Source organism: Thiobacillus denitrificans (genome assembly GCF_001530125.1).
Lineage (GTDB): Bacteria > Pseudomonadota > Gammaproteobacteria > Burkholderiales > Thiobacillaceae > Thiobacillus > Thiobacillus denitrificans_C.
Map to the genome: position 1 here is coordinate 188715 of NZ_LDUG01000036.1, position 15226 is coordinate 203940.

The 15226-nt window shown below is 63.5% G+C and carries 13 protein-coding genes; 4 read left to right on the plus strand and 9 right to left on the minus strand.

From position 1 onward, the window contains the following. From ABW22_RS13310 to ABW22_RS13330, 5 genes are all read right to left on the minus strand, one after another. A complete protein-coding gene (locus ABW22_RS13310; RefSeq protein WP_059757554.1) occupies window positions 1-1068 on the minus strand; it encodes an ABC transporter ATP-binding protein in 1068 nt (355 codons plus the stop codon). 6 nt (window positions 1069-1074) lie between these two features. Next, a complete protein-coding gene (locus tag ABW22_RS13315) occupies window positions 1075-2664 on the minus strand; it encodes an ABC transporter permease (RefSeq protein WP_059757556.1) in 1590 nt (529 codons plus the stop codon). Window positions 2665-2808: 144 nt separating this feature from the next. After that, on the minus strand, window positions 2809-3816 hold the full coding sequence (locus ABW22_RS13320; RefSeq protein WP_059757559.1) for an extracellular solute-binding protein: 1008 nt from the start codon (window positions 3814-3816) through the stop codon (window positions 2809-2811). Between the two features lie 97 nt (window positions 3817-3913). Next, window positions 3914-4504: a hypothetical protein gene (locus ABW22_RS13325; protein ID WP_237763348.1), complete on the minus strand. Its 591-nt coding sequence runs from the start codon at window positions 4502-4504 to the stop codon at window positions 3914-3916. 58 nt (window positions 4505-4562) lie between these two features. After that, a complete protein-coding gene (locus ABW22_RS13330) occupies window positions 4563-5042 on the minus strand; it encodes a C40 family peptidase (RefSeq protein ID WP_059757562.1) in 480 nt (159 codons plus the stop codon). Window positions 5043-5116: 74 nt separating this feature from the next. Between ABW22_RS13330 and ABW22_RS13335 the strand changes: the two genes are divergently transcribed. Next, window positions 5117-5803, plus strand: a complete 687-nt coding sequence (locus tag ABW22_RS13335; protein WP_059757565.1) for a DUF6781 family protein — start codon at window positions 5117-5119, stop codon at window positions 5801-5803. 224 nt (window positions 5804-6027) lie between these two features. Next, on the plus strand, window positions 6028-7707 hold the full coding sequence (locus ABW22_RS13340; RefSeq protein WP_059757569.1) for an ABC1 kinase family protein: 1680 nt from the start codon (window positions 6028-6030) through the stop codon (window positions 7705-7707). A gap of 9 nt (window positions 7708-7716) precedes the next feature. Here ABW22_RS13340 and ABW22_RS13345 read toward each other — a convergent pair whose 3' ends face one another. After that, window positions 7717-9990, minus strand: a complete 2274-nt coding sequence (locus ABW22_RS13345; protein WP_059757572.1) for a putative bifunctional diguanylate cyclase/phosphodiesterase — start codon at window positions 9988-9990, stop codon at window positions 7717-7719. Continuing rightward, entirely contained in the window at window positions 9987-10841 is an 855-nt protein-coding gene (locus ABW22_RS13350; RefSeq protein ID WP_059757575.1) for an alpha/beta fold hydrolase, read from the minus strand. Before ABW22_RS13350 ends, ABW22_RS13345 begins: the two co-directional genes overlap by 4 nt. Window positions 10842-10962: 121 nt before the next feature. On the opposite strand from ABW22_RS13350, the gene ABW22_RS13355 reads away from it, so the two are divergent. Next, window positions 10963-12948 carry an ATP-dependent DNA helicase gene (locus ABW22_RS13355; RefSeq protein ID WP_059757579.1) on the plus strand — a complete coding sequence of 662 codons (1986 nt, stop codon included), beginning with the start codon at window positions 10963-10965 and terminating at the stop codon, window positions 12946-12948. 229 nt (window positions 12949-13177) lie between these two features. Here the strand turns inward: ABW22_RS13355 and arfB are convergent, their stop codons facing one another. Next, window positions 13178-13600, minus strand: coding sequence for an alternative ribosome rescue aminoacyl-tRNA hydrolase ArfB (gene arfB, locus ABW22_RS13360; protein WP_059757582.1), 423 nt, complete (start codon window positions 13598-13600; stop codon window positions 13178-13180). Window positions 13601-13616: 16 nt separating this feature from the next. Continuing rightward, window positions 13617-14411 (minus strand): glutamate racemase, encoded by a 795-nt coding sequence (gene murI / locus ABW22_RS13365; RefSeq protein WP_059757585.1) that lies wholly within the window; start codon window positions 14409-14411, stop codon window positions 13617-13619. Window positions 14412-14551: 140 nt separating this feature from the next. Here murI and ABW22_RS13370 point away from each other — a divergent pair, with 140 nt between their 5' ends. Next, window positions 14552-15172, plus strand: a complete 621-nt coding sequence (locus tag ABW22_RS13370) for a cation transporter (protein WP_059757588.1) — start codon at window positions 14552-14554, stop codon at window positions 15170-15172. Window positions 15173-15226: the final 54 nt, after the last annotated feature.

The following is a 15226-nucleotide window of genomic DNA, read 5'->3' on the forward strand; positions in this document are numbered from 1 at the left end:
TTACTCGCGGCGGAACGCCACGACATGATCGACCGCCAGCCGGATGCCGATCCTTTCGCCGATGGCGTGGTTGTGGTGCGAGGGCACCAGCGACAGCGCGCGCTGGCCGCTCGGCAGCTTTAGCGTGTAGAGAAATTCGGCACCGCGGAAGGCCTTGTTCTCGACCTCGGCGAGCAGCAGGCTGTCGTCGTCGTGGATGATGTCGTCCGGCCGCAGCAGGACGTCGACACGGCAGTTGCGCACGCATTCGTCGCAGCCGCTGGCGTCGCATTCGACCGGGATGTGGCCGTCCAGCACGCCGAGTTCGATTTCCACCTGATGGTCGTTGATGACCTCACCGGTGACCAGCGCACCCTGGCCGACGAAGTCGGCGACGAAGCGGTTGGCCGGCTCGTGATAGAGGTTGTAGGGCGTGTCCCACTGCTGGATGCGGCCCTGGTGCATGACGCCGACCCAGTCGGCCAGGGAAAAGGCTTCGTGCTGGTCGTGGGTGACGATGAGCGCGGTGGTGGCTTCGCGCTTCAAAATGTCGCGCACCTCGAGCGACAGGCGCTCGCGCAGTTCGACGTCGAGGTTGGAGAACGGCTCGTCCATCAGGATCAGACGTGGGCGTGGCGCCAGCGCGCGCGCCAACGCCACCCGCTGCTGCTGGCCGCCGGAAAGCTGGTGCGGGTATTGCCCGGTATGGGCGGCGAGGCCGACCAGTTGCAGCAGTTCGTCGATGCGCGCCTGCCTTACTTCTTTGGAAATGTTGCGCAAGCCGAAGCCGACGTTCTTCGCCACCGTCAGGTGCGGAAACAGGGCGTAATCCTGGAACACCATGCCGACGCGGCGCTTTTCGGCGGCCAGCATCCAGCCAGGGCGACTGACCACTTCGCCGCCGATGCGGATCTCGCCGCTCTGGATCGGCTCGAAGCCGGAAATGCAGCGCAGCGCCGTGGTCTTGCCGCAGCCCGACGGCCCCAGCAGGCAGCCGATCGCGCCTTCGGGCAGGGTGAAGGTCAGGTCGGCAATGATCTGCCGTTCGGCGTACGACTGCGAGACCGAGTCGAGGATCAATTCAGCCATAGGGTTTTAGTCAAGTGAGCGCGCTTCGCGCCAGGTCAGGAGAATGATGGGGATGATACCGGCAATGACAATGGCCAGCGCAGGCAGCGCGGCGCGCTCCCATTCGCCTTCCGAAGTCATCTCGAAAACCCGCACCGCCAGCGTGTCCCAGCCGAACGGCCGGGTCATCAGGGTGATCGGCATTTCCTTCATGATGTCGACGAAGGCGAACGTCGCCGCGGTCAGCAGGCTGGCGCGCAGCATCGGCAGGTGCACCCGCGCCAGCAGGCCGGCGGCGCCGGTGCCGAGGTTCTTCGCGGCCTCGTCGACGTTGCGGGTGATGCGGTGCAGGCCACTGTCGATGGGGCCGAAGCCCACCGCGAGAAAGCGCACCAGGTAGGCCAGCAGCATGATCAGCAGGGTGCCCTTGAGGATTTCGGTGCCTTCGAAGCCGAACCACGCCTGGCCGGCGTCAATTAGCCAGTTGTCCAGCGCCGCCACCGGGATGAACAGGCCCACCGCCAGCACCGCGCCGGGGAAGGCGTAGCCGAGGGTGGCCAGGCGCTGCGTCCACATCATCGCGGTGCCGGGGCGCTGGCGCCCGGCATAGGCCAGCAGCAGGGCCACCGCCACCACCATCAGCGCGCCGATGCCGGCCAGCAGCACCGAATGCCAGGCAAATGCCCAGTAGCGGGCGTCGAGATCGTCGGCCATGACGTCGCGCGTCCACAGTATCAGTTGGGTAACCGGGATGATGAAGGCCACCGCCAGCACCGTCCCGGCATACAGCAGGGCCAGTCCGGCCAGCGCGGGTGACAGCTTGATGCGGCGCTGCGCGGCGCTGCGGCCCACCGTGCTGTAGCGCATCTGCGTGCGCGAGCGCTGCTCGAATACCACCGCGACCAGCACGAACAGGATCAGGATCGACGCCAGCTGCGCCGCCGCCGCCAGCGAGAACAGGCTGTACCACGCCTTGTAGATGGCGGTGGTGAAGGTGTCGTAGTTGAAGATCGCCATGGTGCCGAAGTCAGCCAGGGTTTCCATCAACGCCAGCATCAGGCCGGCGGCGATCCACGGTCGCGCCATCGGCAGCGCCACCCGGAAGAAGCCTTGCGTGCGCGACAGCCCGAGCGACTGCGCCGCTTCCAGCGCAATCGCGCCCTGTGTTGCGAAGGCATTTTTGGCGATCAGGTAGACATAGGGATAGAGCGCCAGCGACATCACCAGGATGACGCCGCCGCGCGAGCGGATTTCGGGCAGCCCGGTGATGCCCCAGCCGTCGCGCAGCCAGGTCTGCAGCGGGCCGGTGAAATCGAGCAGGCCGATCGCGACGAAGGCGGTGACGTAGGCCGGCAGCGCCAGCGGCAGCAGCAGCGCCCAGCCGAACACGCGGCGGCCGGGAAATTCGCACATCGCTGTGAGCCAGGCCAGCGAGACCCCCAACACGCTGACGCCGAGCCCCACCCCCAGCACCAGCCACAGCGTGTTGCCCACCAGTTCGGGCAGGGCGAATTCGATCAGGTGTGAAAGAATGTCGCGCTCGACCTGGGCGAACGACGAGAAGGTGACCACCACCGGTACCAGCACCAGTGCGGCGACTGCGAGGGCGAATAGCATCCAGCCGCTGATGCGGGGGCGGCCGCCGGATACAACAAAAACGCCCGCTGAGGGCGTTTTTGTGGGTGCGGCAACGGGATCAGGCAAGATGAATCACTTCGATGGGTTCTTTAGCTGGCTTTATTTGTAACTTTATTTGTAACTTTATTTATAACCGGCGCGATCCATCAATTTTACGGCCTGGACCTGCAGGCTGCCAGCCTCTTTCACGTTGATCAGACTCTGCTTGAAGCTGCCCCACGCCGCCACGGCCTTGTCCGGCGAAACTTTCGGGTTGACCGGGTATTCCAGGTTGGCATCGGCGAACAGGTTCTGCGCCTTCTCGGAAGACAGCCACTCGATCAGCTTCTGCGCGCCATCCGGGTTCTTGGCGTGGCGCGTGACGCCGGCGCCGGAGACGTTGACGTGCACCCCGGACGCCTGTTTTTTCAGGTCCTGGTTGGGCCAGAAAATCGTCAGCGGCAGATTAGGGCTTTTCTCCATCAGGCGGCCGAAGTAATAGGTGTTGACCAGGGTGACGTCACATTGGCCAGCGGCCACCGCTTCCATCGCCTTGGTGTCGTCTGGGAAGGGCGAGGTCGCCAGGTTATTGACCCAGCCGCGCACCATGTCTTCGGTTTTGCCCTCGCCGTATTCGGTGATCATCATCGCCACCAGGCTCTGGTTGTAGACCTTTTTCGAGGTGCGCAGGCACAGGCGGCCCTTCCATTTCGGGTGGGCCAGATTCTCGTAGGTCGACAGCTCGGCGGGTTTGACCTTGCGGGTGTTGTAGACAATCGTGCGGGCGCGCACCGACAGGCCGAACCATTCGTTGTCCGGGTCGCGCAGGTGGGCCGGCACATTGGCCTGCAGGGTTTTCGACTGGATCGGGCGCAGCAGGCCTTCTTCGGATGCCTGCCACAGGTTGCCTGCGTCGACCGTCAGCAGGACATCCGCCGGGGTGTTCCTGCCCTCGGCCTTGAGGCGCGCCATCAGCGGGCCTTCCTTGTCGGTGATGAACTTGATCTTCACCCCGGTATCTCGGGTATAGGTGTCGAACAGCGGCTTGATCAGCTGTTCGTTGCGCGCGGAATACACCACGACTTCTTCAGCCAGCGCGGGCAGGGCGGATGCAACGAGGGTCAGCGCGGCAAGCAGTTTGGTCGGATTCATGATGGGTTGATCCTTAAAGTATTCAATGTTGGTAATCGTACTGCAAATGATAACCGTTATCAATACTATGTTAAAAAAATGAAAATACCTTCCTGCTTCAGTTCCGCTCGAACTGGATCATGGTCTGCAGTTCACCCTCGAACACCGCCTCCATCCGGATGGCGCCTGGCTGCTCGACAATGACCAACCCAGGCTGCACCGGCGGTGAGATGTCGAGCAGGGTCAGTATCTGCGCCGGATAGTCGATAGCCAGCGTGACCCGCATGGGGTAATAACCATCCAGAAACTTGCGCATATAGGGGCCGTTGATCAGATTGAAATAGCCATTTCCGGTGTTGCGCAGTGCACGGATTTGCGCGGACAGGCACAGCCGCGCACCCGGCTCGACCTGGCGCAATTGCACGCTGGAACCTTCGATCCAGGCATCCTTGATGTGGCTAAAAGCGTCCACCCTGAGGTCGCGCACGAAGCCCTCGCGGAAGGTGATCTGCGCGCTGGGTACCGCGTCGAGATGGTCGTGGCATTGCGACAGGCTGACCCAGCCGGAAGCCAGGCTGTCAGGCTCGATGCGGATGTGATTCTGGTGATGGTGAACCGGCTTGGCGGGCAAGCTGACGAGGAACTGCAACGGCCCCTCGTTGACGGCGTCTGCGCTTTCAAAACTGAGATCTGTCGCGGCATGTGCCATGCCCGCACACACAATCGCGGCCCCCAGCAGGCCGCGCCGGATCAGGTGTGAGCCGGAACTAGTCGGGCACCACATCGGTGAGTTGAACAATTTCCGGCGGCGTGATGCGACGTGCGCCGTCATATCGTTCGCGCCAGTAGCGGGTGTTGAGATTGGAGACCATGACTGCCCCCGAGCGGCTGCTCGCAGCATGCACAAAACGGTCATCGCCCAGATAAATACCGACATGGGAAAACGCGCGGTTGAGGGTGTTGAAGAAGACCAGATCGCCCGGCAGAAGTTCGGCTTGCGCCAGCGGCAGCGAGGCTTGGCTAATCGCACGGCTATCGCGCGGCAGCATGATGCCGGTTGTCTGCCTGAACACGTGACCGACGAAGCCGCTGCAATCGAGCCCGGTTTCGGGCGACGTGCCGCCCAGGCGATACGGGCTGCCGACCAGGCTGACGGCATAGATCGGGATGTCTTCAGGCGGGGGGGTGGCGTGTGCGGGCAGCACCAGCAGCAAAGCCAACAGGGACAGCAGCGCGACAGGCTTCATGGGATAACAATCTGCTCTATAGTTAAACTACAAAACGGCCAAATCCGGCGAATCTTGACCTTGAGGACCGCACCATGAATGACACCCCTGCTCCCACAAGTGAAACCAGTATCCTCGAAAATGCGCAGTTCAAGCAATTGCACGATGCGGCTGCGGCTGCGGCGGCCGAACCCGACCTGCACGAGCGGGTGCGCGAACTGACCGCGCGTGCGCTGCACGAACGCCGCCTGGCGCTGCAAAACATGAGTGAAATCGTCGGCGCGATCACTTCCGGCGTTGGTAGCGGACTGGCCGCGCGCGGCGGCGAGATGAAGGATGGCCTCAAGCAGGCCATGGCCGGCATCGACGACGCCGTCAGCAGTGCCGCGCAGGCGGCCTCCTACGCCCTGCAGGAAGCCGCCGCTCAGGGGAAGGCTTTCAAGGACAACGAACTGAAAGCCAGCCTGGAACAGCTGCGCGACCTCGAAACGCAGCTTGTCGACAGCCTGAAGCAGACCGCCAGCCAGTCCGGCGGCAAGCTGAAAGAAGAGCTCGGCTATCTGAGCGACCATCTTAAACACAGTGGCTCCCGCACCGGCGAGCAGGTGCGGGAGGCGCTGCAACAGCTGGCGGGCGGCGTGAAAGCCGGTAGCGAGGCAGGGCGCGCCGGGCTGAGTGAATCGGCCAGCACGGCCACCGCGCGCCTGTCCCAGGTGGCGAGCGGTATTCTGGCGGCCTTGTCCGATTCGCTCAAACGGCAGAGCGAACGCTTGCGTTCCTGACCGCGGCCGTTCCTGACGGTGCCAGCCCTGATCGCGGCGGCAGTGGAAACGCGGCCGGCGCGTCGCTTGCGGCTACTGCGGAGTCGTTGCCGCTTTAGCGGCTTACGAATCCGGCGTGCCCCTTGCGGGTACTGCGGAGTCGTTGCCGCTTTAGCGGCTTACGAATCCGGCGTGCCCCTTGCGGGTACACTCCTAGCGTTACCGATTCCAAAAACCAATCAACGATGCTCTGGGAAACCATTTCGGTCGTGCGCGACCTGCCGCGATTGCATGAAATCGCCTCGGTGATGATTCGCTATGGCTGGGGCGATCTGGTGCGCGTCCTCGGCATCAGCGGCGCGCTGGAACGCGCCGGGCGGGTGCTGCACTGGCACAGCACCAGCGAGATCAGCCAGCTCGACGCGCCGGTGCGCATCCGCCGCGCACTGGAAGAACTTGGGCCCACTTTCGTCAAGCTTGGACAACTGCTGGCGACGCGGGTCGACATGTTTCCGCCGCAGTGGATTGCCGAATTCGAAAAGCTTCACAGCCAGGTGCCGGCGGTGCCCTACGACATGCTGTACCCCGACCTGGTGGCCGCCATCAAGGGCGAGCCCGGCGAGGTGTTTGCCGAATTCAACCCGTTGCCGCTGGCGGCAGCGTCCATCGCACAGGTGCACCGCGCTACCCTCAAGGACGGCACGCCGGTCGTCGTCAAGATCCGCCGTCCCGGCATCGAGGACGTGATCCGGGCCGATCTGCGCATTCTGGATCACGCTGCCAAATTGCTGGAAAGCGAAATTCCGGATGCCAGGCGCTACGATCCGGTGCATATCGTCTCGCAGTTCCGTCGCTCGCTGAATCGCGAACTCGACCTGGCCAAGGAGGCGCGCAACATCGACCAGTTCGCGCGCCGCTTCGCCGACGACCCGCTGGTGAAAATTCCCAGGGTGTATTGGGAATTCACCAATGACCGCGTCAACGTGCAGGAAGAAATTGTCGGCATGGCGGGTGTGGCCCCGGATAAGCTGCGTGCCAGCGGACTCGACCCCAAGCTGCTTGCGGCGCGCGGTGCCGATACGGTGCTGCGCATGGTGCTGGAGCACGGTTATTTTCATGCCGATCCGCACCCCGGCAATATCCTGTTCCTGCCTGAAAACCGCATCGGCATCATCGATTTCGGCATGGTGGGGATGCTGACCCATCACCGCCGCGACCAGATTGTCGACATGCTGCATGCCCTGACGCGCAAGGACGAGCAGGCCATGCTGCAGGTGCTGCTCGACTGGAGTGGCGAATTGGTGAGCGATGAAGACCGCCTGGCCTACGACGTCACCGAGCTGCTGCAAAACTACGACGACCTACAACTCAAGGACGTGAAGATCGGCGCGCTGCTGAATGACGTCACGGCCCTGATGCGCGACAACAACCTGGTGCTGCCGGCCGACCTGACCTTGCTGTTCAAGACGCTGATCACGCTGGAAGGGCTGGGGCAGCAGATCGACCCCGAATTCCACATGATCGACCAGGTGACGCCGTTTGTGGAACGCATCATCAAGCAGCGCTATACCCCGCAAGCCCTGTTGGCGCGTGGGCGCAAGAGCATGCGCGAGGCGCTGGAAGTGGTGGCCGATTTGCCGCGCGACCTGCAGCACCTGGTGCGGGATATGCGACGAGGGCGGGTGAGGGTTGATCTCGACCTGAAGCGGCTGGATCATTTTGGCCACCAGCTGGACAGCGCCAGCAACCGGCTAACCATGGGCATTCTGACCGCCTCGCTGGTGGTGGGCTCCAGCATCATCATGACGGTGGAAGGCGGCCCTCAGCTATTCGGCCTGCCCTTGTTCGGTCTGCTGGGATTCCTGATCGCGTTTTTCAACAGCCTGTGGATCATCTTTTCCATCTGGCGCTCGGGCAAGCACTGAGGCCTGGCCTCAAGTATTACACGTGGCCTTGGCGCCCTCGGCGGCGAAGCTGGCGGCCAGCTCTGACAGTGGAATAGGCCGCCCCAGCAAATAACCCTGCGCATGGGCAATGCCCAGGCTTTCGACCTTGCGCAGCACGGCCTCGGTTTCCACCCCCTCGGCCACCAGCGAGTAACCGACCCCGCTCATCATGCGGGCGAAGTCGGCCACCACCTGGCCGGCGCGGTTGTCCTGTCCCAGCTTGTTCACCAGTGAAATGTCGAACTTGACCACATCCACCGGCAAGTCGACCAGGTAGCGCAGCGGCGAATAACCGGTGCCGAAGTCATCCATCGCAATGCGGTAATTCACCGTGCGCAACAAGTCGAGATAGGTGCGCACCTCGACCATTTGCGTGATGAGCGAGGTTTCGGTGATTTCCAGCATCAAGGGGTGGCGGGCGTTGTGGCGCGACAGCTCCAGCAGCTGCGAGACGACTTCAGGGCGCGAAATGCTCTGCGCCGACAAATTGATCGAGAGGCCGCATCCGGTCGGCAACTGGCCTGACGACAGGTCGGCGTCAACCTGGTTCAACACCGCCAGATCGAATTCGGTTTCCAGGCGGCGGCTGCTGACCACCGGCAAAAACGCCTCCGGCAGGATGAGTTTGCCGTGGTAGCGGATGCGCGCCAGTGCCTCGTAATAATCCACCTGACGTCCCGGCAGGGCATGAATCGCCTGATAGTGCATTTCGATCATGCCGGGGCTGGCCAGTGCCTGGAACAGGGCGCTGGTTTCGCGGCTGGCCACCAGTGTCTGCGAGGCACGCTCGGTATCCTCGCCATACAGCGCGATGCGGGTGCGCCCGGGCTGCTTGGCGGTATACATGGCGATGTCGGCCTGCTTGGGCAGCTCGTCGACCTGTTCAAGCTGATCGGCCGCGCAGAAGGCAATGCCGATGCTGAGGCCGACCGGCTCGACGATTCCGAGATCGGCAAAGCCTGCCGCGTCGATCAGGCTCTGGCAGCGTTGCGCGACCTGCTTGGCCTGGGCCGGCGTGGTGCGCGACAGGAAGGTGGCGAATTCGTCGCCGCCGATGCGATACAGGCGATCGTTGGCACGCAATGCCATCACCAGCGCATCGGCAATGATCGACAGCACGCGATCACCCTTGGCGTGGCCGTAGGTGTCGTTGATGGTCTTGAAACGGTCGCAGTCGAACAGCAGAAAGGCTACGCCCTGCGGTGCGGTTTTCAGTTCCTGACGGAAGCGTTCCCAGTCTTCTTCATAGGCGCGCCGGTTGTGGCAGCCGGTGAGCGTATCCTGGCGCGCCTGCGTGTGGAATTCACGGTTCTGGTGTTCCATCGAGCCGTGCAGCTCACGCAATTGCAGTTGGTAGTCGTATAGCGAACGGCGGATATTTTCCAGTTCGCGGATGCGCATGCTCTGCGAGCGCGACGGATTAGGGCTGAAACGACCGTGTTGCATGGCATCGATGACCTGCGACAGGCACCCCAGCGGACGCACCAGCAGACGGTTGTACGCCATGAAACCCAGCACTGCCATGGCCGCTAGCAATACAAACAGTACGAGCAGGGTACGCGACAGGATGGTCTGGAACCGGAGTTGGTCGGGATTGGGGCGGGCACTGAAGCTCAGGCGCGAAAACAGGTCCGACGTGGCCAGCGTTTCGCCCAGCTTGAGTGCCAGGCCGACGCTGGCGATGTCGGTGAAATGGAGCGCGTCCTGGCGCAACAGGGCCGGCATGAAATCGAGCCGGATCAGGCCGTGGCCGAGCAGGGATTGCCGCTGCTCGTCGCTGTAAACCGGGAACGCGTAATACAACGCAACGGTGCCTGCATCGTCGATCAACCAGCTGGCGTTCTGATGCGGCGGGGTGCCGGCCGGTAGCCTCGCCGGTATGCTGATTCCCGCAGGGCTGGGTTCAAGCAACATGCCTGATGGGTCGTATAACGCCGCCCGAACATGGCGATTGTTCAGCATGCCGCTTTCGTATACCCGCTGATCCCGCCAATAGGTGTAGTACTCGGGCAGCACCAGTTGTTGCCGCGTTTCATCCCAGCTCGCCAGCTTGACGGACTGATCTTCGGTCTGGCTCAGCAGACGCTGGACGGCGGCTGCCAACTCGGACTGCGCCGCGTTCTCATTTTGCAGCGTCATACTGTGCGTGACGGCCTGCGTTTGATAGGCTGCAAAGCTCCCCACCAGGCTCACCAGCACCAGCAGCCCGGCGATGAAAGCGAGCGCGACCTGCTTGATGGAAAAGGAGGTAAACCATTTCATCGGGATGGAACCGGTTGAATCGTGTCCAGGGATTTGAGCGTGTGTTCCAGCAGATCAAACTCATGCGCGCCATCCATGAAGTGGTTGGCGCCGTTCACGATCACCATCGGCACCTGTACAAGCGCCAATGCCTTGAGCCAGCCGCGTTTCATCACGTTGTCCTGATCACCCATGATGAGCTTTACGCTCACCGGCGATTGCCTCAATGCAGCCAGCAGACGAGCCTGATCCCAGCGTACATACGACAGCAAACCCTCCGGCGTCGAAGGATATTTTCTGCAGAAAGACAAGGGCTGGTTGACCAGTGCGCGTTGCTTGCCAAGTACACGGTCTTCCAGTTGCGCGATCAGGGCAGCGCGCGCAGTGGTGCCGATCTGGGCTTCGATCAGCGAAGTGCCAATATAGGCTTTTACGGCCGCATCCGGCTTGAGCGACAGATAGGCCAGCAACTGCAGGCTGCCAAAGCTGTGGCCGACCAGCACGATGGAGCGGTGGCCGTGCGATTTCAGCCAGCCCACCCAGTACCCGATTTCGGCCACATCGTCATCCAGGCTGTGGCGGTGCACCGCTTCGCATGCCAGGCTTTGCGCGCGGTTGGGAATGTTCAGGCTGAGCGTGGGCGCCAGTACTGTATAGCCCGCATCCTGCAGACCACGGGTCAGCGTGGCCACGGTGGGGAAATCGCGCGTCTGCAAAAATCCGTGCAGCAGCAGCACGGCGGGCTTGCCGGGCTCGCCGATCAGATAGTCAGCGTTGGCGGGAATGCCGGGGCGCATCTCCTGCTGGGCAATCACTGCATGGGCCGCAGCAGGGAATACCGATATCAGCAAGCAGAACAGGTATATGCGCATGGCGGGGCGGGATAGACGGAAACTTTAGAACTAACGGCAGCAAACCAATGAAACTGAAGCGGGGTGCAATCAGTTCGGCCGCGGGTGGATGTTACACTCCGCCTCGAAATCCAGTCCAAAAATGTTTGATCTGAAAAGCCTATTTTCCCCTGAAGGCGCGTGTGCCACGGTGCTGCCGGGCTGGCGCTCGCGCCCGCAGCAGCTCGCCATGGCCGAGGCGGTCGAGCGTGCGATCGCCGACAACAGCGTGCTGCTGGCCGAAGCCGGCACCGGCACCGGCAAGACGCTGGCCTATCTGATCCCCGCGCTGCTGTCGGGCGGCAAGGTGGTGATCTCCACCGGCACCAAGGCACTGCAGGATCAGCTGTTTCATCGCGATCTGCCGGCCGCGCGCCGCGCGCTCAAGTCGCCGGTCAAGGTGGCCTTGCTGAAAGGCCGCGCCAATTACGTCTGTCACCATCATCTGCAGCGCAACCTCGCCGACGGCCGTTTCGCCCATCGCGACGATGCCGCATGGTTGCAGAAAATCGCCCGCTTTGCCGAAACCAGCAGCAGCGGCGACCGTGCCGAAGCCGAAGGCATCCCCGAGGATGCCACCGCCTGGCAGTACGCGATCTCCAGCCGCGACACCTGCCTGGGCAGCGAATGCAGCCATTTCAAGGACTGCTTCGTGATGGCCGCGCGCAAGGCCGCGCTCGACGCCGAAGTGGTGGTGGTCAACCATCATCTCTTCTTCGCCGACCTGTGGCTGAAGGACGAAGGCGTCGCCGAGCTGCTGCCGGCGTGCAACACCGTCGTCCTCGACGAAGCGCATCAGCTGGCCGAAACCGCCGCCCAGTTTTTCGGCGAAACGCTGTCCACCGCGCAACTGCTCGATCTGGCGGGCGACACCAAGCGCCTCGCGGCGGTGAAGGCGGGCGACTTTCCCGCGCTGCGCCGCGCTGCGGAAGACCTGGCCAAAGTGACGCGCGACCTGCGCCTGGCGTTTCCGCAGAACCCGGTCAAGTCAACCATCGCGGAACTGGCGCGCTACGACAAATGGCCGGACGCGCTGAAAGCCCTGTCGTCGGCGCTGGACGAAACGGCGAAGCTGCTGGAAACCCAGGCCGAGCGCGACGCCGACCTGAAAAACTGCTTCGAGCGGGCGCAGGCGGTGCAGGCCACCCTGGCCAGCTGGCAGCGCGCAGACGACCCCGACAATCCCCGCGTGCACTGGCTGGAAACCACGCTGAGTTCGCTGCTGCTGCATGCGACCCCGCTGTCGGTCGGCGCGATGTTCGGCGCCAAGCTCACCGAACGCGCGCAGGCATGGATTCTGACTTCCGCCACGCTCGCCGTCGGCGGCGACTTCACCCATCTCAAAACGCGCCTCGGCATCGAGACCGCAGAAACCCTGTGCGTCGACAGCCCTTTCGACTACCCGCGTCAGGGCGTGCTCTACGTCCCACAGGGCTTGCCTGCACCCAATACGCCGGACTTCACCGACGCCGTCGTCAATGCCGCCCTGCCGGTGCTGGAAGTCAGCCGCGGCAGGGCCTTCATCCTGTTTACCAGCCTGCGCGCGCTGGAAAAAGCGCGCGGCCTGTTGTTTGATGCCTTCAAGGCGCGCGGCTGGGATTACCCCTTGCTGGTGCAGGGCGATGCGCCGAAGAACGAACTCCTCGCGCGCTTCCAGAAAGCCGGCAACGCCGTGCTGCTGGGCAGCCAGAGCTTCTGGGAGGGCGTCGACATGCCGGGCGACGCGCTGTCGGTGGTGATCATCGACAAGCTGCCCTTCCAGCCGCCCGACGACCCGGTGGTCGCCGCGCGCATCGCCCAGGCCGAGAAGAACGGCGGCAAGCCCTTCATGGACTACCAGCTGCCACACGCGGCGATCAGCCTGAAGCAGGGGGCAGGGCGGTTGATCCGCACCGAGACCGATCGCGGAGTGTTGATGATTTGCGATACGCGGCTGGCGGACAAGCCGTATGGGCGCCTGCTGCTGAATGCGCTGCCGGCGATGACGCGGACAAGGAAGCTGGAAGTGGTGGAGCGCTTCTTTGCGTCACCGCTGGCGTCACCCGTCATTGAGGGCGAAGCGGCGCAGCCGGTTCCACACGTTCTATAGCACCATGCGGCGTCGGGTGCGTGCTGGCGCCCGAGACGCCGAAGTCCAGCCGGCCCACCACACGCGGCGACTCTCCCGGCTGCAGCAGCACGCCCTCGCCTGAGCCGACGCCGAACCCGGCAATCGCTCGCGGTCGCAATGACGGCCATATTGAATTGTTCAGCGCTTCCTTAAGGCGATTCGAGTGCACCGGCCAAAGCGGGCTGCATTTTGTGCTGCAACGCTTCTGCTAATCTGTTCCCGGTTTCACCGTCCGCAGTTTCTTGGTTTCGCCCCGCCGCTGCTTGCTGTCCAGCCGGCGTTTTTTTGACGCCAGCGTGGGGCGCGTGGGGCGGCGCGGCTTGTCCACCTCGCAGGCTTCACGTATCAGTTCAATCAGCCGCTCGAGGGCGTCGTCGCGGTTGCGCCGCTGGCTGCGATAGCGTTCGGCCTCAATGATCAGCACGCCATCCTGGGTGACGCGACGGCCAGCCAGGGCAATGAGGCGGACGCGCACTGGTTCGGGCAGCGAAGGGGAGCGGGCGACGTCGAAGCGAAGTTGCACCGCAGTCGATACCTTGTTGACGTTTTGCCCGCCGGGGCCCGAGGCGCGCACGAAATCCTCCTGGATTTCGCGCTCGTCGAGCTCGATCTCGGCGTTGACCCGGATCATCTCGGCGGACTTGTGGTCACCACTTCACCACGTGCACGTTGTTGAGCGTGCGCCCCAGAAAGCGCTCGCCGATGGTCTGGAAGCGCAGCGGCACGTCGGTGACATAGAAGTCGTAGCGCGGCTGGGCGGGGCCGGGATTGGCGAGCTTTTTTTCGGCCAGGACCGCAGCAACCTGCTCGGCCATGGCTTCGGCGGAATCGACCAGCGCGACGTCGTCGCCGACCACCTGTCGCAGCAGCGGCTTCAGCAGCGGGTAATGGGTGCAGCCGAGCACCAGGGTGTCGATGTGCTCGGCCATGAGCGGTTTCAGGTAATCCTGCGCGGTGAGCCGGGTGACCTCGTGGTCGAGCCAGCCTTCCTCCACCAGCGGCACGAACAGCGCGCAGGCCTGCGAATGGATGCGCGAGTCGGGCGCGTATTCGTGGATGGCGCGCGCGTAGGCGTTGCTGTTGATGGTGGTGGGGGTGCCGATGACGCCGATTTTCTTGCCGCCGCGCGCCGACACCGCGCCGGCGTCGATGACGTCGACCACCGGCACCGGCGACAGGTCCTTGACTACCTGCGCCGCCACCGCCGCCATGGTGTTGCAGGCGATGACCAGCATCTTGACGTCCTTTTCCAGCAGGAACTGCGCGATCTGGGTGGTGAAGTGGGCGATGGTCTGGACCGATTTCACGCCGTAGGGCACGCGCGCGGTGTCGCCGAAATAGACAATGTTCTCGTAGGGAAGGCGCTCCATCAGCGCGCGCACCACGGTCAACCCGCCGATGCCGGAATCGAATACGCCAATTGGCTGGTTTGGGTTTAGCATTTGCTCCCTCTCCCTCTGGGAGAGGGTTGGGGAGAGGGAGTGTGCATTCGTGGACATGCGTGGCAGGATGGCGGAATGAGAAAGATGGCATTTTACCCGCAGCGCTGCATTGCACCGCATTCGTCGGGGCGGCATTCGGCATGAGCGAGTGCGGTTGCGATTCGGTGTGCAACACGGCGCCGCCCGATCCGGGCTACCGGCTCGCGCTGTGGATTGCGCTGGTGCTGAATGCGCTGATGTTCGGCGTCGAAATCGTTGCCAGCCTTCAGGCGCAGTCAGTGTCGCTGCTGGCCGATGCGGTCGACTTCCTGGGCGATGCGGGCAACTACGGCGTGGCGCTGTTCGTGCTTGGACTGGCGCCGGTGTGGCGCTCGCGCACCGCACTATGGAAAGGCTGGCTGATGGTGGGCTTCGGCGTGTTCGTGCTCGGCATGTCGGCCTGGCAATGGTCGGCCGGCATCGTGCCGGAGCCGTTCATCATGGGCTGGGTGAGCCTTTTGGCGCTGGCGGTCAACGTCGGTGTGGCGGCACTGCTGTATGCGCATCGCCAGGGTGACGCGCAGGCGCGCTCGGTGTGGCTGTGCTCGCGCAACGACGCGCTCGGCAATATCGCGGTGATGGGCGCGGCGGCCGGGGTGTGGGCGACTGCGCATGGCTGGCCGGATATCGCGGTGGCGCTGGTGCTGGCCGGCTTGGCGCTGACTTCGGGCGCGTCGGTGATCCGCCACGCAAAGCAGGAATTGCGAACGAACGGCTTGTAGGAGGGGCGCCCTCGCCCCGATTTACGTGCCGACGCCATGACCACTGCATTCGCG